Origin of the sequence: Thermomonospora echinospora (assembly GCF_900108175.1) — a bacterium.
GTDB lineage: Bacteria > Actinomycetota > Actinomycetes > Streptosporangiales > Streptosporangiaceae > Thermomonospora > Thermomonospora echinospora.
Genome location: NZ_FNVO01000036.1, coordinates 1 through 23379, shown reverse-complemented (window position 1 = coordinate 23379; position 23379 = coordinate 1). Strand labels below are relative to the sequence as shown.

20 protein-coding genes are annotated in these 23379 nt (G+C 70.8%); 8 read left to right on the top strand and 12 right to left on the bottom strand.

Translation table 11 applies throughout. From position 1 onward, the window contains the following. Positions 1–43: 43 nt before the first annotated feature. From C4U03_RS37425 to C4U03_RS37410, 4 genes are read right to left on the bottom strand one after another with little or no spacing between them, the layout of a single operon-like run. Entirely contained in the window at positions 44–916 is an 873-nt protein-coding gene (locus tag C4U03_RS37425; RefSeq protein WP_103944541.1) for an LLM class flavin-dependent oxidoreductase, read from the bottom strand. A gap of 17 nt (positions 917–933) precedes the next feature. After that, on the bottom strand, positions 934–2130 hold the full coding sequence (locus C4U03_RS37420; RefSeq protein WP_103944540.1) for an acyl-CoA dehydrogenase family protein: 1197 nt from the start codon (positions 2128–2130) through the stop codon (positions 934–936). Positions 2131–2158: 28 nt separating this feature from the next. Continuing rightward, positions 2159–2923 (bottom strand): glucose 1-dehydrogenase, encoded by a 765-nt coding sequence (locus C4U03_RS37415; protein WP_103944539.1) that lies wholly within the window; start codon positions 2921–2923, stop codon positions 2159–2161. Then, complete coding sequence (locus C4U03_RS37410) at positions 2920–3789, bottom strand: enoyl-CoA hydratase/isomerase family protein (protein WP_103944538.1); 870 nt, start codon at positions 3787–3789, stop codon at positions 2920–2922. Before C4U03_RS37410 ends, C4U03_RS37415 begins: the two co-directional genes overlap by 4 nt. Before the next feature lie 141 nt (positions 3790–3930). Here C4U03_RS37410 and C4U03_RS37405 point away from each other — a divergent pair, with 141 nt between their 5' ends. Then, entirely contained in the window at positions 3931–5151 is a 1221-nt protein-coding gene (locus C4U03_RS37405) for a CaiB/BaiF CoA transferase family protein (protein ID WP_103944537.1), read from the top strand. A 151-nt stretch (positions 5152–5302) separates the two neighbouring features. Further along, the gene (locus C4U03_RS37400) at positions 5303–6517 is read left to right on the top strand and encodes an acetyl-CoA C-acetyltransferase (protein WP_103944536.1); all 1215 of its coding nucleotides are present in this window, start codon (positions 5303–5305) and stop codon (positions 6515–6517) included. 80 nt (positions 6518–6597) lie between these two features. On the opposite strand, the gene C4U03_RS37395 is transcribed toward C4U03_RS37400, so the two are convergent. Together C4U03_RS37395 and C4U03_RS37390 are read right to left on the bottom strand one after the other, a co-directional pair. Next, the gene (locus C4U03_RS37395) at positions 6598–7254 is read right to left on the bottom strand and encodes a TetR/AcrR family transcriptional regulator (RefSeq protein ID WP_103944535.1); all 657 of its coding nucleotides are present in this window, start codon (positions 7252–7254) and stop codon (positions 6598–6600) included. A 126-nt stretch (positions 7255–7380) separates the two neighbouring features. Next, entirely contained in the window at positions 7381–7731 is a 351-nt protein-coding gene (locus C4U03_RS37390; protein WP_160147229.1) for a nuclear transport factor 2 family protein, read from the bottom strand. A gap of 233 nt (positions 7732–7964) precedes the next feature. Here C4U03_RS37390 and C4U03_RS37385 point away from each other — a divergent pair, with 233 nt between their 5' ends. Further along, the gene (locus C4U03_RS37385; protein WP_103944533.1) at positions 7965–8402 is read left to right on the top strand and encodes a Zn-ribbon domain-containing OB-fold protein; all 438 of its coding nucleotides are present in this window, start codon (positions 7965–7967) and stop codon (positions 8400–8402) included. After that, complete coding sequence (locus tag C4U03_RS37380) at positions 8395–9546, top strand: thiolase family protein (RefSeq protein ID WP_103944532.1); 1152 nt, start codon at positions 8395–8397, stop codon at positions 9544–9546. The genes C4U03_RS37385 and C4U03_RS37380 overlap by 8 nt, the downstream gene beginning before the upstream one ends. 64 nt (positions 9547–9610) lie before the next feature. Here C4U03_RS37380 and C4U03_RS37375 read toward each other — a convergent pair whose 3' ends face one another. Together C4U03_RS37375 and C4U03_RS37370 are read right to left on the bottom strand one after the other, a co-directional pair. Further along, positions 9611–10774, bottom strand: coding sequence for an acyl-CoA dehydrogenase family protein (locus C4U03_RS37375; RefSeq protein ID WP_235018369.1), 1164 nt, complete (start codon positions 10772–10774; stop codon positions 9611–9613). A gap of 60 nt (positions 10775–10834) precedes the next feature. Beyond that, on the bottom strand, positions 10835–12427 hold the full coding sequence (locus C4U03_RS37370; RefSeq protein ID WP_103944531.1) for a FadD3 family acyl-CoA ligase: 1593 nt from the start codon (positions 12425–12427) through the stop codon (positions 10835–10837). A gap of 206 nt (positions 12428–12633) precedes the next feature. Between C4U03_RS37370 and C4U03_RS37365 the strand changes: the two genes are divergently transcribed. From C4U03_RS37365 to C4U03_RS37355, 3 genes are read left to right on the top strand one after another with little or no spacing between them, the layout of a single operon-like run. Continuing rightward, positions 12634–13680, top strand: a complete 1047-nt coding sequence (locus C4U03_RS37365) for an acyl-CoA dehydrogenase family protein (protein WP_103944530.1) — start codon at positions 12634–12636, stop codon at positions 13678–13680. Next, positions 13667–14797: an acyl-CoA dehydrogenase family protein gene (locus C4U03_RS37360; RefSeq protein ID WP_103944529.1), complete on the top strand. Its 1131-nt coding sequence runs from the start codon at positions 13667–13669 to the stop codon at positions 14795–14797. The genes C4U03_RS37365 and C4U03_RS37360 overlap by 14 nt, the downstream gene beginning before the upstream one ends. Continuing rightward, complete coding sequence (locus C4U03_RS37355) at positions 14794–15579, top strand: enoyl-CoA hydratase/isomerase family protein (protein WP_103944528.1); 786 nt, start codon at positions 14794–14796, stop codon at positions 15577–15579. Before C4U03_RS37360 ends, C4U03_RS37355 begins: the two co-directional genes overlap by 4 nt. Before the next feature lie 54 nt (positions 15580–15633). Here the strand turns inward: C4U03_RS37355 and C4U03_RS37350 are convergent, their stop codons facing one another. The 4 genes from C4U03_RS37350 to C4U03_RS37335 all read right to left on the bottom strand — a co-directional run bounded on the left by C4U03_RS37350 (position 15634) and on the right by C4U03_RS37335 (position 19505). After that, positions 15634–16608, bottom strand: coding sequence for an acyl-CoA dehydrogenase family protein (locus C4U03_RS37350; RefSeq protein ID WP_200827731.1), 975 nt, complete (start codon positions 16606–16608; stop codon positions 15634–15636). After that, positions 16605–17735 carry an acyl-CoA dehydrogenase family protein gene (locus C4U03_RS37345; protein ID WP_103944527.1) on the bottom strand — a complete coding sequence of 377 codons (1131 nt, stop codon included), beginning with the start codon at positions 17733–17735 and terminating at the stop codon, positions 16605–16607. Before C4U03_RS37345 ends, C4U03_RS37350 begins: the two co-directional genes overlap by 4 nt. An 8-nt stretch (positions 17736–17743) precedes the next feature. After that, positions 17744–18187, bottom strand: a complete 444-nt coding sequence (locus tag C4U03_RS37340) for a nuclear transport factor 2 family protein (RefSeq protein WP_103944526.1) — start codon at positions 18185–18187, stop codon at positions 17744–17746. 421 nt (positions 18188–18608) lie between these two features. Further along, the gene (locus tag C4U03_RS37335) at positions 18609–19505 is read right to left on the bottom strand and encodes a WD40 repeat domain-containing protein (RefSeq protein WP_103944525.1); all 897 of its coding nucleotides are present in this window, start codon (positions 19503–19505) and stop codon (positions 18609–18611) included. A 401-nt stretch (positions 19506–19906) separates the two neighbouring features. Here C4U03_RS37335 and C4U03_RS42740 point away from each other — a divergent pair. After that, positions 19907–23379: VWD domain-containing protein (locus C4U03_RS42740; protein ID WP_200827730.1), on the top strand; the 3473-nt coding region annotated here is incomplete at its 3' end.

Here is a 23379-nt window from a genome sequence, read left to right as displayed (position 1 = left end):
GTCCAGGACACGTCAATGCGGAAAAACCGCCTGGACCTGCTACTCAGCGTGCCGCCGCACGGGCGGCCAGGAACTCCCACGTGCGTTCTGCATCGACATCATTCTCGGCCAGCGGGTGCGCGGCGAAGTCCGTGACACCGCTGTCGGCGAACGCGTCCAGACGCCGGGCGACCTCGTCCGGCGAACCCACGATCGCCAGCCGGGCCACACCGTCCACGCCCTCCCGGCGCAGCACCTTCTGATAGGAGGGGAACCGGTCGTTGGCCCCGAGCCGGCGGTGGATGTGCTCGCGGGCGCTCGCGACGTCGTCGGTCACGCACACCGGCAGGGCGGCCACGATCCGGAACGGCTCCTCGGCCGGGCGGTCGCGCAGGGCGGGACGGATCACCTCGGTGATGGTGCGCGGCCCCGCGGCCCAGGTGACGACGCCGGCGGCGACCTGTGCGGCCAGCCGCGCCATCGCCGGGTTGACCGCTCCCAGCAGGATCGGCGTCGGATCGCCGCCGATGGCGACCCCACGTCCGTCCCGGCCGGTCATGACGGCCTGCAACTGCTCCACGTAGCGGCGCGTGGCCGCGATGGGCGGCGTCCACTCCAGCCCAAAGGCGTCTCTGACCAGGGCCTCATGGGACGGGCCGATGCCGAGAGCCAGCCGTCCGCCGAGGACCTCCTGGACGGTCGCCACCTGCTGCGCGAGAGCGAAGGGCGGGCGCAGGGGCATCGGCACGACGGCCGTTCCCAGCTCGACCCCCGGCACCTCGCGTCCGGCGATGGCGAACGTGGTGAGCGTGTCATGGCCGGTGAGCATCGGCGCCCAGTAGCCGGCAAGGCCGTACTCGGCGACCTTGCGCACTTCACCGACGACGCCCTCTACCCTTCCGCGCATGGTGACGCCCGAATGAACAGCGATGCGCATACGTCTCCCCGTCCTGTTCAGTACGACTTCGGCAGGCCGAGGACGTGCTCGCTGATGTAGTTCAGCACCATCTCCTGACTGACCGGCGCGATGCGCATCAGGCGGGATTCCCGGAAGTAACGCTCGACGTGGTACTCGCGTGCGTATCCGAATCCGCCGTGCGTCTGGACGGCGGCGTCAGCCGCGGCGAAGGCGGCATCGGCGCACAGGTACTTCGCCGTGTTCGCCTCCTTGCCGCACGGTTCCCCGCTGTCGTAACGGGCGGCGGCGTGCCGCGCGGCCAGTTCCGCCGCGTCCAGGCGCATCGACGCCTCGGCGAGCGGGAAGGCGATCCCCTGGTTCTGGCCGATCGGACGGCCGAACACCACCCGCTCCCCCGCGTACCGGACCGCCCGGCGCAGCGCCGCACGTCCGATGCCCAGCGACTCGTGCGCGAGCAGGATCCGCTCGGGGTTGATGCCGTCCAGAAGGTAGGTGAACCCGCGCCCTTCCTCCCCGACCAGGGCCGATCCGGGGACGCGGAAGTCGTCCATGAACAACTCGTAGGAGGAGACGGCGTTGCGGCCCATCTTCGGGATCGCCCGCATCTCGACCTCGCCACCGGTCAGATCGACCACGAACATCGACAACCCGTCCGTCGGCCGCCCGCCCTCGCGGGGCTCGCCGGTGCGCGCCAGCAGCACCGCCTTCTGCGACTGCGCCGCCTTGGTGATCCAGACCTTCCGGCCGTTGATCACGTAGTCGGAGCCGTCCCGGCGGGCGAAGGTGCGGATGCGGCTGGTGTCCGAGCCGGCGTCGGGTTCGGTGATGGCGAAGCAGACGTGCAGGTCACCGGTGGCGGCGGCGGGGAGCAGCTCACGGCACAGGCGGTCGCCGCCGTGCCGCGCCACCAGGTTGAGGCCGAAGATCGTCAGATGGAACGGGCTGCAGCCGTTCATGCCCGCCCCCGACGCGGCGATCTCGTACATCATCGACGCGGCCGCCGAGATGCCCATGCCCGCGCCGCCGTACTCGCGCGGGATCGCGATGCCGAGCCAGCCGGCCTCGGCGAACGCGTTGTAGAACTCCCAGGGGAACCTGGTCTCCTGGTCGACCTCGGCCCAGTAGGCGTCGTCGAACCGCTCGGCCAGCTCCCGGACGGCCGCGCGCAGTTCCTCGTCGGTCAGCGTCTCATCGGCGGCGGTGTTGGCGTCCGGTGCAGGGTTCTGGGTCATCGCAAGCTCCTCGATCGGTCTTCCGGGGTCAGCGCACCGAGCGTCCGCCGTCGACGTACAGCACCTGGCCTGTCACGAATCCCGACTCGTCCGCGGCCAGGAACAGAGCGGCGTTGGCGATGTCGGCGGGCCTCCCGACGCGCCGCATCGGCAGCGTGGCCGCGACCTCGGCCAGGCGTCGGTCCACCGGGACGCCGAGGCGCTCGGCCGTCGCCCGGGTCATCTCCGTGTCGACATAGCCGGGGCCGATCGAGTTGACGGTGATGCCGAACGGCCCGAGTTCGATGGCGGTCGTCCGGGTGAAGCCCTGGATGCCGGCCTTGGCCGCCGAGTAGTTCGCCTGGCCGCGATTGCCCAGGGCCGAGGTCGAGGAGATGTTGATGACCCGCCCGTACCGCCGCTCGACCATGATCCGCTGCGCGGCCCGGGTGACCAGGAACACGCCGCGCATATGGACGTTCATCACGGTGTCCCAGTCGTCCTCGGTCATCTTGAACAGCAGGTTGTCCCGGGTGACGCCGGCGTTGTTGACGACGATGTCGAGCCCGCCGAACTCCTGGACGAGCCGCTGCACCGCCTGCTCGACCTGCCCGGCGTCGGCGACGTCGGCGCCGAGGCCGATGGCCTGCCCACCCGCGTCCGCGATCGCGGCCACGGTCTGCCGGGTCAGGTCCTCCGTGAGGTCGAGGACGCCGACCCGGGCTCCAGCGCGGGCGTAGGTACGGGCGATCTCCGCTCCGATGCCGCGGGCCGCGCCCGTCACCAGGGCAACGCGGCCGTCCAGGTTCGTCATGATTGCTTGGCTCCTGAGTTCTCGGGGGTGGCGAGGGTGCCCGCGGCACGGACGCGGCCGCGGGTGATCGCGCGGACGGCCGCCCGGTGGGCGCCGGACTCCAGGAGCCGGACGTGCCACTCGGCTTCGGCGTCCGCGCAGGATGCGAGGTCGTGGTCGTGGGCGCGGGCCACATGCCGCTTCATGGCCTTCACCGCGTCCGGGGGGACGGCGGTCAGGCGCTCGGCGAGCTCGGAGACGTGCGTGCCGAGCCGCTCGTCGGGCACGGTCTCGGTCACCAGGCCGAGTTCCTGGGCGCGGGCGGCGGTCAGCGGCGGTGAGAGGTACAGCAGTTCCAGTGCCCGGGAGGCGCCGACCAGCCGGTTCAGCGACCAGGTGCAGCCGAAGTCGCCCGCCAGCCCGAGCCTGCCGAACCCCGTGCGCAGCATCGCGGACGCGCCCGCGTAGCGCAGGTCGCAGGCGAGGGCGAGGCCGAGACCGGCGCCGACGGCCGCCCCTTCGATCAGCGCGATGGACGGCTTGTCCAGCTCGCGAAGCCGGACGACCGTCGCGCGCTGGAGCGCTTTCTGAGCCGCCAGCCGCACGGCCGGGGCGTCCGCCGGGCCGAAGATGCTCTCCCCCGCCGCGAGCCTGGTGAGGTCACCGCCGGCGCAGAAGGTGCCGCCCGCCCCGGCGAGCACCACGACTCGGATGTCCCGCGCCCCCGCGGCGAAGTCCAGCATCGCGGCCAGGGCTTCGAGCATCTCCCGAGAGAACGCGTTGCGGACCTCAGGCCGGTTGAGCGTGAGGGTCAGCACGCCGCCGGCCCGGGTGGCGAGCAGGTGCGCGGTGCCCGTCGCGACGGATCCACTCGAACAACTTGACATAGACGTCGAAATTATAACGACTGGACCCGCCGGTCAATCCTCCGGAGGTCCACACCTAAGCTAGGTGGAAGCAGATCGATATTGACGTCGAGTTATACTAATGTCCGTCGGTACCCCGCAGCACGCAGCCCGGAGGACCCCATGCCCGACCGGTCCGGCGGCCAGGACCCGGCCGCCACCCCAGAAGCGCCCCTCACCGGCACCGTCGTGGTGAGCTTCGAACAGGCGGTCTCGGCGCCCTACTGCACGCGGATGCTGGCCGATCTCGGCGCCGAGGTCATCAAGGTGGAGCACCCACGCTCCGGGGACCTCACCCGCTGGTTCGACGACGCCGCCGACGGCATGGCGACCTACTTCGTCTGGCTCAACCGCAACAAGCGGTCGCTGGCACTGGACTGCAAGCGGCCCGAGGCCCGCCCCGTCCTCGATCGGCTGCTGCGGCGCGCCGACGTCGTCGTGCAGAACCTCGCGCCCGGTTCGGCCCGCCGCCTCGGGCTGGACGCGGCGACGCTGACCGAGCGGTACCCGTCGATGGTGGCGGTCGACATCTCCGGCTATGGCACGGGCGGGCCGCTCGACCATCGCCGCGCCTACGACCTGCTCGTCCAGGCCGAGAGCGGGTCCTGCGCCGCCACCGGACAGGCGGACGCCCCCGCCAAGCCCGGCATCCCCATCGCCGACATCGGCACCGCGATGCAGGCGGCGGCGGGCATCATGGCCGCGCTGCTCGGGCGCGCCCGCACCGGCACCGGCGCCGCCCTCCAGGTGAGCATGTTCGACACGGCGGCCGACCTCCTCGGCTTCGCCCTCCTGTACGCCCGCTACACCGGCCGGGAGCGACCGCCGATCGGCATGTCCTCGCCCATCGTGGCCCCATACAACGCCTATCCCACCAAGGACGGGCGCACCGTCGTCCTCGGGACGACCAACGACGCCGAATGGCAGCGCCTGGCCCGCGACCTCATCGAACGTCCCGACCTGGCGGACGACCCGTCCCTGGCCACCACGCCGCAGCGGTGCGGGCAGCGCGCCAGGCTGGACGAGGCCGTCGCCGCTTGGACCGCGACACTGGACCTCGCCGAGATCTGCGCGCGCGCCGACGCGGCCGGCATCGGCAACGCCGAGTTCCACCGGGTCACCGAGGTCGTCGACCATCCGCAGCTGACCGCACGCGACCGCTGGCAGGAGGTCGGGTCGCCGGTGGGTCCGCTGGCCTCGCTGCTCCCGCCCGTCATCACCCCCGCGTGGCGCACGCCGCTGGAGAACGTCCCCGGCCTCGGCGAGCACACCACCGCGATCCTCACGGACCTGGGCTTCACCCCCGAGGCGCAGGACGAACTCCGCCGAGCCGGCGCGGTGTGAACGCCGCCCGAGCCACACCGCTTCACGAGCTGCGCCACGCCTCGGATCCTATCGGTCCCACGGTTAAGAATCGAACACATGTTCCCTGCGGCATGGTGCCGCGTTTCCTCCCCTGCCTGAAGGCGGGGGTCTCCACGCTTCAAGGAGTCAGATGAACGAGGCTGTGATCTGCCGGCCGGTACGGACCCCGATCGGCCGGTTCGGCGGTGCCCTGAGGACGGTCCCCGTCCAGGAGCTGGGCGTGACGGTGGTCCAGGCGCTGATGGAACGCAGCGGTCTGGACGGCGCGCTCGTCGACGACGTCGTGTTCGGCCACTGTTACGGCACCGCCGAGGCGCCCGCGATCGGACGGGTCATCGCCCTCGACGCCGGCCTGCCGACCACCGTTCCCGGCGTGCAGATCGACCGGCGCTGCGGGTCCGGTCTGCAGGCCGTGGTGTACGCGGCCGCGATGGTGCGCTCCGGCGCGGCCCAGGCGATCATCGCGGGGGGCGCGGAGAACATGTCGCAGGCACCGCACTACTCCCTGACCGCGCGCTGGGGTTCGCGAGCGGGGGACATCACGCTGACCGACACCCTGACGCGCGGACGGACGACGGCCGGCGGCAGGTCCTACCCCGTGCCGGGCGGCATGCTCGAAACGGCCGAGAACCTGCGCCGCGAATACAAGATCGGCCGCGAGGAGCAGGACGAGCTGGCCTACCGGTCGCACCGGCGCGCGCTGGACGCCCAGGACCGCGGGGCGTTCACCGAAGAGATCGTCCCGGTGAAGGTGAGCACGAGGAAGGGTGACGTGGTCGTCGACACCGACGAGCACCCGCGCCGCGACATCTCCCTCGAAGGGCTCGCCGCGCTCCGTCCGGTGATGGGCCGGCAGGACGCCGAGGCGACGGTCACGGCGGGCAACGCCAGCGGCCAGAACGACGGCGCCGCCGCCTGCCTGGTGACGACGCCCGAGTTCGCCGCCGAGCACGGGCTGCGGCCGCTGGCGCGCGTGGTATCCACCGCGATCGCCGGGGTCCCGCCCCATCTCATGGGCATCGGGCCGGTGCCGGCGACGCGAAGGGCCCTGGAGGCCGCCGGCCTGACGCTGGCCGACATGGACCTCATCGAGCTGAACGAGGCGTTCGCGGCCCAGGCGCTGGCGGTGACGAGGGAGTGGGGTCTGGCGCCCGGCGACTTCGAGCGGCTCAACGTCAACGGCTCGGGCATATCGCTCGGCCACCCGGTCGGGGCCACCGGAGCGCGGATCGTGGCGACGCTGCTGCACGAGATGGAGCGGCGGGAGGTCCGCTACGGGCTGGAGACGCTGTGCATCGGCGGCGGCCAGGGCATCGCCGCGATCTTTGAACGGGTACGGGGATAACGGTGCGGCCCCGCGCCAGGAGCGGAAGGCTCGGGCATCGCCCCGCTGCCCCTGGTGCGGGCCTCGTCGCCGACGTCCGGCTAGGCCCTGCCGGCCTTCTCGCTCCTGGCGCGGGCCTTACTGTCGGCGTCCGGGCTCAGCCCCAGCGCGTTGGCCCACAGCAGCGTGAGCTGCTCCACCGCCTCGTTGGTGTCAAAGCGGGCGCCACCGATGAACATCATCTCGGCGAACTTGGCGACCATGCCACCGAGCGCGGTCGCCGCGTACCGCTCGTCGACGCGCTTGTCGGCCAGCCCCTCGGCCTGCAGCCGTTTGATCGCCGATTCCAGGCGGGCCGCCAGGTAGTCGTCGCGTTTGGACCGCACCCTGCGGACGTCGTCGTTGTAGCGGCTGACCTCCTCGATCACCCGCATGATGCGGGCTTCCTTCCGGTACGCGGTCAGGTAGGCCTTGTTGGCCGCGCGGATCCGCTCGATCGGCCCGGCGTCGTCGGCCAGGTCCTGCGCGATGTCGTCCATGGACACCAGGCGCACCTCGACCTCCTCGGCGATCTCCCGGAAGAGGGATTCCTTGGAATCGAAGTAGTGGTAGAACGACCCGTGCGAGACGTTGGCCTCGGTGGCGATGTCGGTGATCCGCGCCTGGAGGAAGCCGTCGCGTTCGAACACGGTCTTGCCTGCCTCGACCAGGCGCGCCCGCGTCCGGCGGCCTTTCGCCGAGCGAGGCTCTGGATCCATCCCGTCCTCCAAGTGATGAATTCGACGTCAGAAACATAATGCCGTACCGGCGCACCCGGCGTCGTAAACCTCCGGCACCGCCCTCGGGCGCCCACCGCCGAGGTGACCGACCCGGCAGCGAGCGGTTCACGCGGGCCGCTTGATGTCGATGTGCCGCCTGGCGAACACCAGACGCCCCTCTTCCCAGGTCATCCGGTCGAGGTACGTCCCTGCGACGATGGCGCCGGTCTCGGCGTTGAAGAACACGAACGGTGCCACCGAGTCGATGTCGCCGTCCGGGCGCTCCTCGATGCCGGGTACGCCCTGGAGGTGAACCCCCTGTGGCGCCCGCGCCGCGAACGCGGTCAACTCCTCCCTGCCGCCGATCCGCCGGCCGTCGGAGATCGTCAGCACGCCCCGGGAACCGTAGAGCGCGCTCCACGCCTCCGCCTCGCCCCCGTCGACGTACCGTGCGTAGTCGGCCTGCAGCCTCGTCACCGCGGCCAACCGTCCGTCACCGTCCTGCACAACTCACCCCATCCTTCAGTGAATACGATCCATAGTTATGACTTCGACGTCAATAATGTCAAGCCTTGCAAGCGCCCAGGGTGGTTCCGGAGGGCATTGCTCGACCCTGCTCCGTCACTTTATTTGATGTCGACGTCAGTATAGGATGGGTCGCCACCGTAACCCCCGTCCCGCCCCGGCGGGCGGGGAAGCAAGGAGAAGAGATGGCACCGGTCCCCATCGCCGATGACCTGTTCACCTGGCCCGACGACGAGCCCCGCCTGATCGGCGGCAGGTGCGCCGAATGCGGCACGCACGTGTTCCCGCTCCGCGCCGGCTGCGCCCGATGCGGCGCGGCCGCCGTGGAACGGGCGCTGCTGAGCCGTTCGGGAACCCTCTGGACGTGGACGTCCCAGGGCTTCCCGCCAAAGGCCCCATTCCGCGGCGAGTTCGCCGGGACGGACCCGTTCGAGCCCTGGCTGGTCGGGGTGATCGAGCTCCCCGGCCAGCTGCGCGTCGAGAGCCTCATCACCGGCTGCACCCAGGACGAGCTGGAGTTCGGCATGCCGATGCGGCTGGTCACCATGCCGTTCCGCACCGACGAGGACGGCCAGGAGATCATCACGTTCGCCTTCAGCCCGGAAGGGGCCGATCATGCCTGATGTCGCGATCATCGGAGTGGGGATCCACCGGTTCGGCCGCTTCCCCGGCAAGCCGGCCCTGGCCATGGGTGCCGAGGCGGCCCGGGACGCGCTGGCCGACGCGGGCCTGACCTGGGCGGACATGCAGTTCGCCGTGGGCGGGAGCTACGAGGTCGACCAACCGGACGCCGTGGTCGCCGAGCTGGGGCTGACCGGTGTGCAGTTCACCAACGTCTACAACGGCTGCGCGACCGCCGGCAGCGCGCTGGCCTTGGCCAGCCAGACGATCAAGCTGGGGCAGCACGAGATCGGCCTGGTCCTCGGCATGGACAAGCACGAGTCGGGCGCGTTCACCGCCGATCCCCAGGAGTACGGCTGCCCGCCCTGGTACGGCGAGATGGGGCTGTTCCTGACCACCAAGTTCTTCGGCATGAAGATCAACCGCTATATGCACGACCACGGGATCACGCACCAGACGCTCGCCGAGGTCGCCGCGAAGAACTACCGCAACGGTGAGCTCAACCCCAACGCGCACCGGCGCAAGCCGCTGACCCCCGAGCAGATCCTCGGGTCGCGGATGGTCAACTACCCGCTGACCCAGTACATGTTCTGCAGCCCGAACGAGGGCGCGGCGGCGCTGGTCGTGTGCAGCGCCGACGTGGCGCACCGCTACACCGACAAGCCGATCTACCTGCGCAGCGTCGTCACCCGTACCCGGCGCTTCGGGGCGTTCGAGGTGCACACCCCCTCCGCCTCCGTGGCGGCCGACCACGTTCCGGCGCCGACCGTGGACGCCGCGAGGGCCGCGTTCGAGGCGGCGGGCGTCGACCCGGCGGACGTCCAGATCGCCCAGCTCCAGGACACCGACGCGGGCGCCGAGGTCATCCACATGGCCGAGGTCGGCCTATGCGCGGACGGCGAGCAGAACAAGCTGATCGCCTCCGGGGCCACGGCGCCGGGCGGCAGCCTTCCGATCAACACCGACGGCGGCCTGATCGCCAACGGCGAGCCGGTCGGCGCCTCGGGCCTGCGGCAGGTCCGCGAGTTGGTGCTGCAGATGCGCGGGCAGGCGGGCGACCGCCAGGTCGCCGGTGAGCCACGGGTCGGCCTCGCCCAACTGTACGGCGCGCCCGGGGTCGCCGCGGTCTCCATCCTGTCCACCTGACGAAGGCCGAACGACCCAAGACGGGGCGGCCCGGGCGTGCTCGGCCCGGGCCGCTTCCTCGTTCTCAGCCCGCGGCCGCGCCGATCGTCTGACGGGCGATGATGACCTGCTGGATCTGGCTCGTCCCCTCATAGATCCGGAACAGCCGCGCGTCACGGTAGAACCGCTCGACCGGGACCGACCGCATGTACCCGGCGCCACCGTGCACCTGGACGGCGCGGTCGGCCACGCGTCCGACGGTCTCGCTGCAAAAGTACTTGGCGGCGGCCGGGCCGGTCCGGCGGTCGGAACCGTCCGCGTAGGCGCGCGCGGCGTCCAGCACGAGGGCGCGGGCCGCCATCGTCTCGGTCACCGAGTCCGCGATCATCGCCTGCACCAGCTGGTGGGACGCGATCGGCCGGCCACCCTGCCTGCGGTCGGAGGCGAACCGGACCGACTCGTCGATCAGCCGCTGGCACATCCCCACACAGGCGGCGGCCAGCAGCAGGCGCCCGTTGGACAGGCAGCGCATCGCGGTCAGGAATCCAGTGTCAACGCCTGCCGCACCGCCGACCACCGCGTCGGACGGCACCCGCACGCCGTCCAGATTCACGTCGGCCGTCCAGGCTCCGAACTGGCCCATCTTGTGGTCGCGCGGCCCCACCGTCAGTCCGGGAGTGCCGGCCGGGACGATGAACGTGGAGATGCCCCGCGACGACCTGCTGTGCGGGTCGGTCCTGGCGAACACCATGAACACGTCGGCGATCGGCGCGTTGGTGATGTAGCGCTTGCTGCCGTTGAGGACCCACTCGTCGCCGTCGCGGACCGCGCTCGTCCGCAGATCGGACGGGTCCGACCCGGCGTCCGGCTCGGTGAGCGCGAACGAGGCGACGGCCTCGCCCGAGGCGAGCCTCGGCAGCCAGTGCGCCTTCTGCTCCGGGGTCCCCGCGTCCATGATCACCTGACCGGCGATACCCACGTTGGTGCTGAACATCGAGCGCAGCGCCGGGGTGGTGTACCCGACCTCGATCAGCAGCCGGCACTGGTCGACGATGCCGAGGCCCAGGCCGCCGTACTCCTCGGGAATGGTGAACCCGAACAACCCCATCCGCTTGGCGGCCTCGCGCAGTTCGGCGGGCACCTCGTCCCTCTCGTCGATCTCCGCCTCGCGCGGGATCACCTCCTTGCGGATGAAGGCGCGGACGGCCTCCAGCATCGGCTCGAGGTCGTGCTCGTGCGTGTCGTCCACGTGTCCGTCCCTTCCCTGGGCAAAGTCTGAAATCGACGTCAAAATAAATACTGAGTCGGATCAGGTGGCGGCGCGAGCGGCCGCCCGCTCCTGCAGCGCGGTCTTGCGCACCTTCCCGCTCGCGGTGAGCGGCAGCTCGTCGATCAGCTCGACGAAGCGCGGCACCTTGTAGTTGGCCATCCGCTCCCGGCACCAGGCGATCACCTCGTCCGCGGACGGCTTCGGGGAGCGCGGCACGACGAACGCCATGCCCACCTGTCCGAGGCGCTCGTCGGGGACGCCGATGACCGCGGCCTCCCGGACGCCCGGGTGTTCGAGCAGCATGGCCTCGATCTCCGCCGGGTAGGCGTTGAACCCGCCGACGATGAACATGTCCTTGGAGCGTCCGGCGATGCGCAGGCAGCCGCGCTCGTCGAGGCACCCCAGATCGCCGGTGCGCAGCCAGCCGTCCGCGGAGAGCACCGCCGCCGTCGCGTCGGGGTCGTCCAGGTACCCGGCCATGACGGTCGGCCCGCGCAGCACGATCTCACCGACCTCGCCCGGCCTGGCCGCACCGCCCGCACCGTCAACGACGCGGATCTCGAAGCCGGGACGGGCGCGGCCGACCGTCGTGGCGACGGTCTCCGGATCGTCGCCGGGCGCGGTCGAGCTGGCCGTACCGCCCTCGGTCAGCCCGTAACCGGCGACAACGACCGAGAACGGCAGCTCGTCGCGGATCCGGCGGATGAGCTCGACGGGGATGTCGGCCGCGCCGGTCACCGCGACGCGCAGACTCGACAGGTCGTACCGGCCGCGGTCGGCGTGCTCCAGGATCGCGTGGTACATGGTCGGCGGCCCGGGCAGGACGGTGATCCGCTCCTCGGCGACCTGCGCCAGCACCTTGTCCACGTCCAGGACGGCCTGCGGGTACATGGTGGCGCCGGCGGCGACACAGGCGAGGATGCCGCCTTTGAACCCGAACATGTGGAAGTAGGGGTTGACCATCACGTAGCGGTCGCCTGCCGAGAGCCCGGTCATGGCGACCCAGTCGGTTCCCACGCCCATCGTCCGGCCGTGGGTCATCAGCACGCCCTTGGGCGTCCCGGTCGTCCCGGACGTGAAGAGGATGTCGGACGTGTCGTCCGGGCCGAGGGCCGCGCGGCGCCGATCGGTCTCGGCGAGTCCGTCCTCGGTGGCGCGCGCCAGGAAATCGGGCCACATCACCCCGGACCCGGACGGGCGGCCCCGGGCGATGACGACGGTCCGCAGGTCCGGCAGAGACACGCCCGTGCCGGCGAGCATCTCCACGTAGTCGTTGCCGAGGAAGTCCGTCACCGTCACCAGGACCTTCACCTTGGCGCGGCGCAGGATGTCGGCGGCCTCCCATCCCTTGAACCTGGTGTTGACCGGGACGAGAACGGCGCCCGCCTGGTACAGCCCGAGCAGCGCGACGATCCACTCGCGGCTGTTGAACGCCCAGACACCGACGCGGTCGCCGGGCTCGACACCGTCGGCGACCAACGCCGCCCCGAACCGACGGGCCTCCTCGTACAGCTCCGCATAGGAGATACGCGCGTCACCGTCCACGACCGCGATGCGGTCGGGGAAGCGCTCGGCTGCGGACGCGGTCATCGCCGCGATGCTCGGCCAGGTCGGCCCCGGAGTGTCGGTCATGTCAGGCCTCCATGATTGACATCGACGTCAGTATAGACTTTTATCTAGAGTAGAAAAGAGCTCACAGGCATCCGCGCCGGCGGTCCGCGCGCACCCCCGCGCGTGGAGCCGGCGCGCTTCTCCCGAGGTCGCCGCCACATGATCCTTAAGTCCGCCCCCCACCCGGCCGCCATCGCAACCTCTGCCCCGTCACGGAGTGAGCGCTGATGGATGTCCGCCTTTCCGCGGAACAACAGGCGCTGCGCGAGGCCGCGGCCCGCCTCGTCGACGACCACGCGCCCGGCTCCGTCGCCGAGCTGGACGACGCCGCCCGCACCGCCAGGCTGGAGGCGGCACTGACCGGTTCCGGCTGGCGCGAGCTGCGCGCCCCCGAGGACGAGGGCCGGCCGCTCGCCTCCGCCGTCGAGACCGCGATCGTGGCCGAGGAGCTCGGCCGCGGCCCGGCCGACGCCTCCTTCCTGGGGCCGACGCTGGCCACCGAGCTGCGGCGCCGCGCGGGTGCCGAGCCCGCCACCGCCCTGGAGACCGTGCTGCTGCGCCCCGATCTGTCCGGCCTGGTCGTCGTCGAAGACGAGCAGACCCGCTGTTCCGGCGTCGCGATCGACGCCCGGGGCGTGGCGTCCGCCCTGGCGCTCGTCCGTACCGGTCACGGTTACGACCTGGTCGGCGTCCCGGTGGCCGGCGCGTCCCCGGGACGCGATCTCACCCGTCCCGCCGCCATGGTCGAGGGAGCGGCGCCCGAGCGGCTGCCCGGCGCCGGCCGCCGCCTGCTCACCGCCGAGGACATCGAGGCGTGGTCGGCGTTCACCCTCGCTCTCACCTGCGCCGATCTGGTGGGGACGATGCGCGGTGCGGTGGATCTGGCCCGCGAGTACGCCAGTGTCCGCCGCCAGTACGGCAAGGCCATCGGCTCCTTCCAGAGCGTCCAGCACATGCTGGCGGACGCGTTCGTCTCGATCGAGGGATCCAGCAGCGTCACCCGGCACGCGGCCTGGGCGGCCGACACCCTGCCGCCCGGCGAGGCGCTCGCCGCCGCGGCGGTCGCCAAGGCCTACTGCGCCCGCGCCGCCCGCGAGGTGTGCGAGACCGCCATCCAGGTGCACGGCGGCATCGGCATGACCTGGGAATGCCTCGCCCACATCCACCTGCGGCGGGCGCTGCTGTCAACCCAGGTGCTCGGCGATGTGGGCGCGAATCTGGCCCGCGTCGTCGCGCACCGCAAGATCGGAGGCGTGCACGATGGACTTCGCTGACTCCCCCGAGGAGGCCGCGTTCCGCGCGCGGCTGCGGGCGTGGCTCGCGGAGAACAACCCCAAGCTTCCCCAGTCGTCCACGGCCGACGAGTACTGGGACGGCCAGGCACCCTGGCACCGGGCCCTCTACGACGCCGGCTTCTTCGGGCTGTCCTGGCCCGAGGAGATCGGCGGCCATGGCCTGCCCAGCGTGTACGAGGCGATCGTCGACGAGGAGCTGGCACAGGCGGGCGCCCCGCCGCGGCCCAGCCTCGGCTACCTGGTGCAGGGCATGATGCGGCACGGCGGCCAGGATGTGCGGCGCCGTTTCCTGCCCGGCCTGGTCAGCGGGCGGGAACGCTGGTGCCAGGGATTCAGCGAGCCGGACGCCGGGTCGGACCTGGCCTCGCTGCGCACCCGCGCCGTCCCCCGCGGGGACGAGTACGTGATCACCGGCCACAAGGTCTGGACGAGTTACTCCGACGAGGCCGACTGGTGTCTGGTGCTCGCGCGGACCGACCCCGACGTGCCCAAGCACCGGGGCCTGTCGGCGTTCGCGGTCCGGATGGACCAGCCGGGCATCGAGCAGCGCCCGCTCAAGATGATCAACGGGGTGACCCGGGAGTTCGGCGAGGTGATCTTCGACGGAGCGGTCGCGAAGGCGTCCGACATGGTCGGATCGCCGGGCGAGGGCTGGAGGCTGGCCATGACCGTGGTCAGCCACGAGCGGGAACCGGGCGAGCTGGGCTACGTCGCACGCTACAGCAAGGCGGTCAACGAGCTCGTGGACCGGCTGCGCTCCGCGCCCGGCCGGTTCACCGAGGAGAACGTGCGGGACGTGGCGTGGGCGGTCGTCGAGGCCGAGATGCTGCGGCTGCACGTGTGTCGGCGGCTCTCGGACCGGCTGGACGGGATCTCGCACGGGCCCGAGGGCTCGGTGGACAAACTGCTGATGACGCGTGTCGAACAGGCCGTCGGGCACGCCGCACTCGGCATGAGCAACCTCACCGGCGGCATCGAGGAGGACACATGGCTGAAGATGTACCTCTACAGCCGGGCGCAGAGCATCATGGGCGGGACGTCGCAGATCCAGCGCAACCTGGTGGCGACCCGGATCCTCGGGCTCCCGGTCGCATGAGCGGCGCGTACGGGATGCCCCCGGAGATCGAGGTCACCGCCGACGGGCCGATCAGGATCGTGACGCTCAACCGCCCCGAGTCCCTGAACGCGACCAACCACGCCCTGCACGAGGGGCTCGGCGCGCTGTTCCCCCGGCTCGACGCGGACGAGGAGGCCCGCGCGGTGGTACTCACCGGCGCCGGGCGCGCGTTCTCGGCGGGCGGCGACTTCTCCTACCTGGACGAGCTGACCAAGGACGACGAGCTGCGGCGGCGGACCCTGGTGGACGCCCGCCGCATCGTGACCGGGATGGTGCAGTGCAGGCTCCCGATCGTCGCGGCGGTCAACGGGCCCGCCGTCGGCCTGGGATGCAGTTTGGCCGCGCTCTCCGACATCGTGTTCATCGCGGAGAGCGCCTACCTCGCCGACCCCCATGTCCTGGTCGGGCTGGTGGCGGCCGACGGGGGCCCGGTGACCTGGCCGCTGCTGACGAGCCTGCAACTGGCCAAGGAGTACGCGCTGACCGGCGACCGGATCAGCGCCCGCCGGGCCGCCGAGATCGGCCTGGCCAACCATGTCTGCGCCGACGGCGAGGTGATGTCCTCGGCGATGGCCTGTGCGCGCAGGCTCGCGGCCATGCCGCGCCGGACGCTTGAGGACACCAAGCGCGTGCTGAACCTGCACCTGGAACGGGCCGTCCTCGCCACGCTCGACTTCGCGATCGCCGCGGAGGACCGGTCCTTCCTGTCGCCGGAACTGCGGGCGACCCTGGACAGGCGGCTGTCCCAGCGAAAGAAGTAAGGCTAGGCCCGCCGGTGGCAGGGGCGCGCGCCGCCCCTGCCACCGGCGGTGTTTCTACAGGGGCGGCGCGGCCGGCAGACGCCGGTCACGGAGCAGTTCTTCGCCGAGTTCGCGCGTCAGCGTCCTCGCGTCACCGAGCAGCCCGTCGAGGGTGAGGACGCGCCGGAAGTAGTGGTGGAAGTCGTGCTCGTCGGTGAATCCGACGCCTGCGAGCACCTGCTGGCAGTGGCGTGCCACCGTGCGCGCGTTCCGTCCGGCGAGGGACTTGGCCATCCCGGCCAGCAGCGGGGAGACCCGGTCCCCCGTTCCGAGCGCGATGGCGGCGGCGGCCTCGGCGCTCTCGATCGCGACCAGGCACTCGGCCAGACGGTGCCGGACGGCCTGGAACGTGCCGATCGGCCTGCCGAACTGGATGCGGGTCACGGCGTGCTCCCGCGCGAGGCGGAGCATCGCCCGGCTCGCGCCGATCAGCTCGTACGCCACCGCCACCCGCCCGGACGCCAGCGCGTTCTCCCAAGCGGCGGGTGTGACCGCGGTGCTACCGGACGCGAGGACACCCTGTCCTTCGACCGCGACCAGTCCCAGGCGCGGGTCGACGCCCCCGACCGGCCGGGTGCAAAGTCCGCCCGTCTCCACGGTGATCGCCTGGAGTGCGCCGTCCCGCTCGGCGAGCAGGACGGCGCGGGCGGCGCTCGGCATCCGTGCGGTGCCAAGGCCCCGCACGGTGAGGCCGCCGTCCTGGACACGGCCGGGCGTCCCGTACGTCCCGAACTCCGGCAGGACGAATGCCGTCCCCGGATCGGCCGGCAGCCCGAGCGCAGCCGTCAGAAGATCGTCCAGCGCGCCGGACGTCGCGTTCGCGGCGCCCTGCCGGGTGAACAGCAGCGGGATGACGGCCGCGCCCTCCTCCTGCAGGGCCTCCCGCCAGCCGACCTCGGCCAGCGATGCCTCGACGGCGGCGACACTCTCGTGCCGGAAGGCCCGCCCCAGGCTTTCCGCCAGCAACTCGGCGGTTTCGGCATCCATCATCGTTCGGTCCCCAGGTCGAGAAGGCGGCGCGCGATGATGTTGCGCTGGATCTCGGCGCTGCCGCCGTAGATCGTCGCCGCCCGGGAGTACAGGAACTCGGTGCGCCACCGGTCGCCGTCCGCGTCGTCGCCGATCGCGATGGCCGTCGGCACCGCGTCCGCGACCAGGTCGAACACCGCCTGCTCGGTGGTGGCGAGGAGCACCTTGTCGATCGAGGTCTCCGGCCCCAGCCGCTCACCGCGCGCCATCCGGTGCTGCGTCCCACGGGAGCGGGCGTGGAAGGCGAACACCATCTGGACGACCTCGCCGAGGTCGCCGGGATCGATCGCGCCGTCCGGAACGGTGGCCAGCAGGCGCCCCAGCCGCTGCCGGAGGTAGGCGCCGCGGTGCCACAGCGACGTGCTCCGCTCGTAGGGCAGCAGGTCCATCGCGACAGCCCAGCCGCCGCCGACCTCGCCGAGCGTGCGGTCCACAGGGACGCGCACGTCGTCGAAGAACACCTCGCAGAACTCGTCCCGCCCGTGGATCGCGCGGATCGGACGCACCGTGATCCCCGGTGAGTCCATGTCCACGAACATCGCGGTGATGCCCCGGTGGCTCGACTCCGGTGAGCCGGTCCGGGTCAGTAGCACGCAGCGGTGCGCGTACTGGGCCAGGCTCGTCCACACCTTCTGGCCGGTGACGCGCCAGGCGTCGCCATCGCGGCGGGCACGGCACGACAGGGAGCCCAGGTTGCTGCCGGTGCTCGGCTCGGAGAACCCCTGACACCAGGTCTCGTCCCCGCGCAGCAGCCGCGGCACCATCTCCGCCGCCAGCTCGGGACGGGCGAACTCGATCATGGTGGGCGCCAGCACCTCGGTCATCGAGTAGACGCCGGGCTCGATCAGGTCGCGGGACGCCAGCGCCTCACCGAGATAGGCGCGCATGAGAGTGGACCCGCCGAGCCCGCCCACCCGTTCGGGCCAGCCCCGGCGCATCCAGCCCGCGTCGTACGTCATGCGCTTGACCTTGGAGAGGTGTTCCATCTCCTCGTCGAGCGTGAGGTCGGGACCGGACTCGGCCCTGAGCTCCGGCTCGTGCTCGTCGAGCCACGCGTCCAGGCCGGTGCGAAACTCCTGCAGATCCATGAGGCGGCTCAGCTCGTGGACTTCTGCCCGGGCGCAGGACGCAGCGGGTCATGGGGACGCCCGGAGTCACGGGCACCACTGCGGCGCAGGAACGTCATCGCCCTGGTCCGCAGCCGCCACCCCTCCCGCGTGCGGGTGTAGGTGTCGGTGTACCAGCCGATCCGCATCGAGTGGTCGTGCTGGGCGACGAAGCACAGGGGCTGCTCGCCCCGCGCCGAATCCTCCCCCTCGAACGTGATCGCCGGGGTGCCCACCGAGAACAACCCCTTGGGCGCGGCCGCCACCAGCTCCGGGAAGTCGTCGACACCGTACTTCTCCCCGAAGGCGCTGTAGGTGCCGCCCGGCGCGAAGACGGCCACGACCGCGTCCACGTCGTCCTTCGTCATGCCGACCGCGTAGCGCGCGAGCAACTGCTCGATCTCGATGATGTCGGCTATGCGTGAGGTCTCCACGCTCCGGCCCTCCTCAGCAGTGATCAGGGGTGAGCCCGCCGTGCCCGCACGGCACCCGCTCGCCGCGATCTTAACTCGACTTCGACGTCAAATCCATTATCTTCACAAACCCGGCGCAGCCCTCTGGGACACCCGGCGTCGCAGCCTGTGGATGCCGAACCGCCACGTCGGCACGCCCGCGCAGCCATGCGCGGCTTCACCGCGGACCGGGCACCGGACCTTGCGCCATGTGCGCCAGTGACAGCCGGTGGGCGCAGCGTGTCACCGTCGAGGCAGGCTCGAACACCCCAAGCAGGCGCCGTAGTCCGGTCATCGCCTCCGACCGGTCCCCCGCCGCCCCTGCGGGTGACCGGTCGCACTGCTCGGGTTGTGAGGGTGGTGCCGTAACGGCAGGCGCCGGGGCGGTTCGAACGGGCTTCCGTCAGCGGGAAGCCGCAGCCGCCCACAACTCCAGCAGCACGGGGGGCGCGACGTCGAGTCTCCAGAAGGTCGAGCCGGGGGGGACGGTGATGAAGGGCCGCAGGCCACCACCGTCCATGTCGGTGGTGACGAACCGGAGGAAGCCGGCGTCGTGGACGTAGCGGATGATGCGGTCGCCGACGACGGCCATGAGGGCGCCGGGCAGACGGTCGGGGCCACGGCTACCGCCGTTGTAAGGGTCCTGGAGCGTCCAAGCCTCGTCATCTCCGGCGTACTCGTCGTACAGCAGGAGCCCACGTTCGCTCAGCCAGGCCCCGCCCGGTCCGCCGACCGTGCCCATCTGGGGGTGGTGACCTAGGACGGTGCCGTCCGCGGCGTCGAGGATCACGGCCGCTATCTCCTCGTCCGGATCGAGGTAGGTGGCCGCCAGCAGCCGCCCGTCGGGAGACCAGTTGATTGCGCTCTCCTCTGACCAGCCGCCCGGCGCCCGCCACAGCCGCCGCGCGCCCGGCGTGCCGATGCGGGACACGCTCACGGACACGGTGTCGTCACCGACCTCGTCCGTGCCCGGCGACAGGACGGCCAGATCGCGGCCGTCGGGTGAGGGCGCGGCCAGCCCAGGCTCCCCGGGGAGCGGTTGCCGCCACCCGGTGGCCAAGGTGAGCAGGCTATGGCCGCCCCCGGAGCGGCCCAGCAGGAGGCGGGTGCCATCACGGTAGAGCGCCAGCGAATGGAGGCCGTCTTCGATCTCCGGAACGCGTACGAACTCCCCGGCATCGGCGTCCAGGACGGCCACCACGGTGTCATGCCGCCGATGCAACCCCAACACCAGACACGCCCGCTCGACCCGCCGTTCCGGCAGCGCGTCGATGACAACGTCCCACGAACGATCCCCCACTGCCCACCTCCGAGCGCCGGCCGGCCCACGGCCGCAGCGTACCGGCCCGGTGTACTCGCCGTCGGCGGGAGCCGTTCCGTCCGGTCACCGTGCGTGTGCTCGTCGTCCCTTTTTTGCGTGACCTGCGCGAGTGGCAGTATCGGCCCCTTCCGGTGAGGCGAACAGTCCGAACCGAAATTAGGTCCACGCCCGCTCTCGGCTTTCCGCCCGGACGGGGTTGCCACATTCCCCGAGCAAGATCAAGTCAATCTCCGCAAGAAGCGATGATGATCTTTGTCGTCGACGGCAGTGGTCCGCCGGTTCGATGGCGTCCTACGGTCCAGAAGGTTCATTTGAAAACAGAATCGGGGAGACACATGCATCTCGTCCGGACGCTCGTCGCGCTGTCTCTCCTTGTGACGATGCTCTCCCCGATACAGATGTTCGTCGCGGAACGGCCCGCCCTCGCCGCCCCCACGGCGTGCCAGCCGAACGAGCCGAACGACGAGAACTGGCAGCCCGGTGTGAGCGGAGAGCCGCAGCGCTGCATCAACGGGTACAAGTACACAACGCGGCGGCGACTCAAGAACGTCGACGGCTGCCTGAAGAGCCGGCCCGACGCCCTCTCCCACGTCTACCGGCACAACAAATGCGGTCAGGGCATCGAGTACATCGGGCAGGCCCGCGCCATTCGCTACCTGAGCGACCAACTGGAGCCCGGACTGGCCGGCGTGACCCCCGACGTGCAGTGGGAAATGCAGGTGGGCAGGGACCGGCTGGACATCCTCTACTACGACCGCACCATGCCCGCTCCGAACGCCGCGGTCCAGGTCATCGAGGCCAAGGTCACCACCAACAACGACTACGCCCAATGGCCCGGCCAGGTGGACGGGTACATCGACTACCTGCGGAACAACGGCATGACCAGCGTGGCGCGCGGGCAGATCCTCAACTACTGGGGTCCCTACGTCGACCTGTTCCGCGTCGAGGACAACAAGTCCAAGTGCGAGTCGGCCGACGGGCAGCCCATCACCAATGCGGCATCGGTCATCCGCACCTACCGGGCGACCTCCCCCGAACCCGGCCTGCTGCGCATCGAGGAGATCGAGGACCTGGCCGAGTGCGCCGAGCACCCGGACCCGCCGCAGACCCTCCCCCGCCCGGGCAACCAGACCGAGGAGCCCAAGCCGAGCTGGCTGGAGCGTCTGCGGGAGTGGTTCCGGCTGCACCGCCCGAGCAAGGTCTACGGCGAGCCGCACCTGGTCACCGTGGACCGCCTGCACTACGAACTGCAGTCCGTGGGCGAGTTCCTGCTGGCCGACTCCGACCGGTACGACATGCAGATCCAGGCGCGCTTCACCGAACGGCGCGAGAACGTCTCGATCATCGACCGCACGGCCATGTACGTCAACGAACACGTGGTCGAACTCGGTAACTACCAGTTGCGCATCGACGGCGAGCTGGTCAGCCTGGCCTCGGGCGACGCGGTCGATCTGGGCGCCCAGGCCGCCGTCCTCCGCTCGGGCGGCAGTTACTACGTGCTGTGGGACGGCCCGGACGGCCCGATGTTCCAGTGGGACGGCGCGTGCTGCCACGCCAGCCTCAAGATGCCCCGCACTTCTGACAGCGACCTGGTGGGGCTGCTGGGCAACGCCGACGGTGACCCCAAGAACGATCTGCGGCTGCGGGACGGTACCCAGTTGCCCGTGAACGCGTCGCCGGCCGTCCTGCACGAGTCCTACGCCGACTCCTGGCGGGTCAGCAACAACGAGTCGCTGTTCACCTACGCCCCCGGCCAGAGCACCGACACGTTCACCGACCTGTCCTTCCCCCAGAAGATCGTCAACATCCACGACCTGACACCCGAGCAGCGCAGCGCGGGCGCCGCCTACTGCGAGGAGCAGCAGGTGCCACCGGGCCCGCAGTTCAACGCCTGCGTCCTGGACATCGCCCTGACCTCCGACGAGAGCTTCGCGGAGATGGCGGCGCAGCAGCAGGAGATCGTGCTCGACCCACAGGCCGCGACCGTCGACGCCAACGGGAGCCTGTCCGTCGACTTCGAGACCAGCCCGCTGCCGGAGAACCTGCTGCCGACCCGGGTATCGTCCGACCCGGCGACGAGCACCTTCGCCGGGAGCTTCAGCGGCAGCGGGTCCTACCGGTTCTTCGTCCAGTCGCTGCCGCCCCACATGAACGGAACGCTGGCCTTCGACCTGATCACCCTCGGCGACTGGAACTCCGACGACGACACCGAGACCGTCACCGTCGAGACCGACCGCGGCGATCCGTACGTGATCACACCGAGTGAGCTCACCCCGGCCTCCTCGGGGACGCTCGCCAGCGGCGTGCCGTTCTCGGTCTACCGGGTCCAGGTCCCCTTCGAGCACGCCAAGAGCCAGATCGAGTTCACCTTCAGCGGCACCGGCGTGGACGGGGTCTCCGGCCAGGGGTTCGGCATCGACGACATCCAGTTGTCCATGCAGGTCGTGCCGCCCCAGTCGTTCGAGGCGACGCTGCCGTTGTCGGTCTCCGACGGCGTCCCGGCAGCGGGCGCCGGCAACCTGGAAACCAGCATCTCCGAGGACGCCTACCAGTTCGAGGTGGCCCAGGGCGGTTCGATCTACATCGACATCCGGTCGTGCGCGGGCGGCGGCAACAACCTGCTGTGGGAGCTGCGGAACGCCGCCGGCGCGAAGGTCGCCTCCAAGGGCTGCGAGGACGGTGAGGTCAGGGGGCTGGCCGCCGGAACCTACCGGCTGGTCGTCAAACCCGAACGAGAGAGCACGGGAGCCTACTCCCTGCGGGTGTCGACCATCCCGGCCGACGTCTCGGCCACGGTCACGACCGATGGGCAGCCCTCGACGCTGACCGTGGGCGACCCGGGGCAGAACGGAACGTGGACGTTCACCGGCACCGCCGGACAGCGGCTCTACTTCGGCTTCTCCGGCGGCACGTTCGGCAGCATCACCCAAGCCACCGTGCAGGTGCTCAAGCCCGACGGGAAGGCGCTGTCCGAGGCCCGCTGGTGCGGGCGGTCCTGCTCGTTCGACACGACCGCCCTGCCGGTGAGCGGCACCTACACCATCGTCCTCAACCCGGAGAACACCCACACCGGCGCCCTGACCGCCAGGGTGAACGAGGTCCCGGCCGACGTCTCGGCCACGGTCACGACCGATGGGCAGCCCTCGACGCTGACCGTGGGCGACCCGGGGCAGAACGGAACGTGGACGTTCACCGGCACCGCCGGACAGCGGCTCTACTTCGGCTTCTCCGGCGGCACGTTCGGCAGCATCACCCAAGCCACCGTGCAGGTGCTCAAGCCCGACGGGAAGGCGCTGTACGGCGCCGCATACTGCGGCACATCCTGCGCTTTCAACACCACCATCCTGCCGGTGGGCGGCACCTACACGATCCGGTTGAACCCCAAGGACGGTCACACCGGCTCTCTCACCGCGAAGGTGACCGACGTGCCGGAGGACGCCTCCGACGACACGATCACCATCGGCGGCCCCGCGTCCACGCTCACCACCACTTCGCCGGGTCAGAACGGCACCTGGCTGTTCACCGGGACGACCGGCCAACGCGTCTACTTCAACTTCACCGGCGGAACCTACGGCAACATCAACTACGCCACCGTGCAGGTCAAAAGTCCCGACGGCTCCACGCTGCTCGACTCCAAGGCCTGCGGCAATCACTGCGCCTTCAACACCACCACCCTGCCGTTGGACGGCACCTACACCATCGTTCTCAACCCGAAGGACAACTACACCGGCTCCCTCACAGCGCGACTCTACGAAGTGCCGGGCGACATCTCGACCACCGTCACCATCGGCGGCCCCGCATCCACACTCACCACCACCGCCCCCGGCCAAAACGGCACCTGGACCTTCACCGG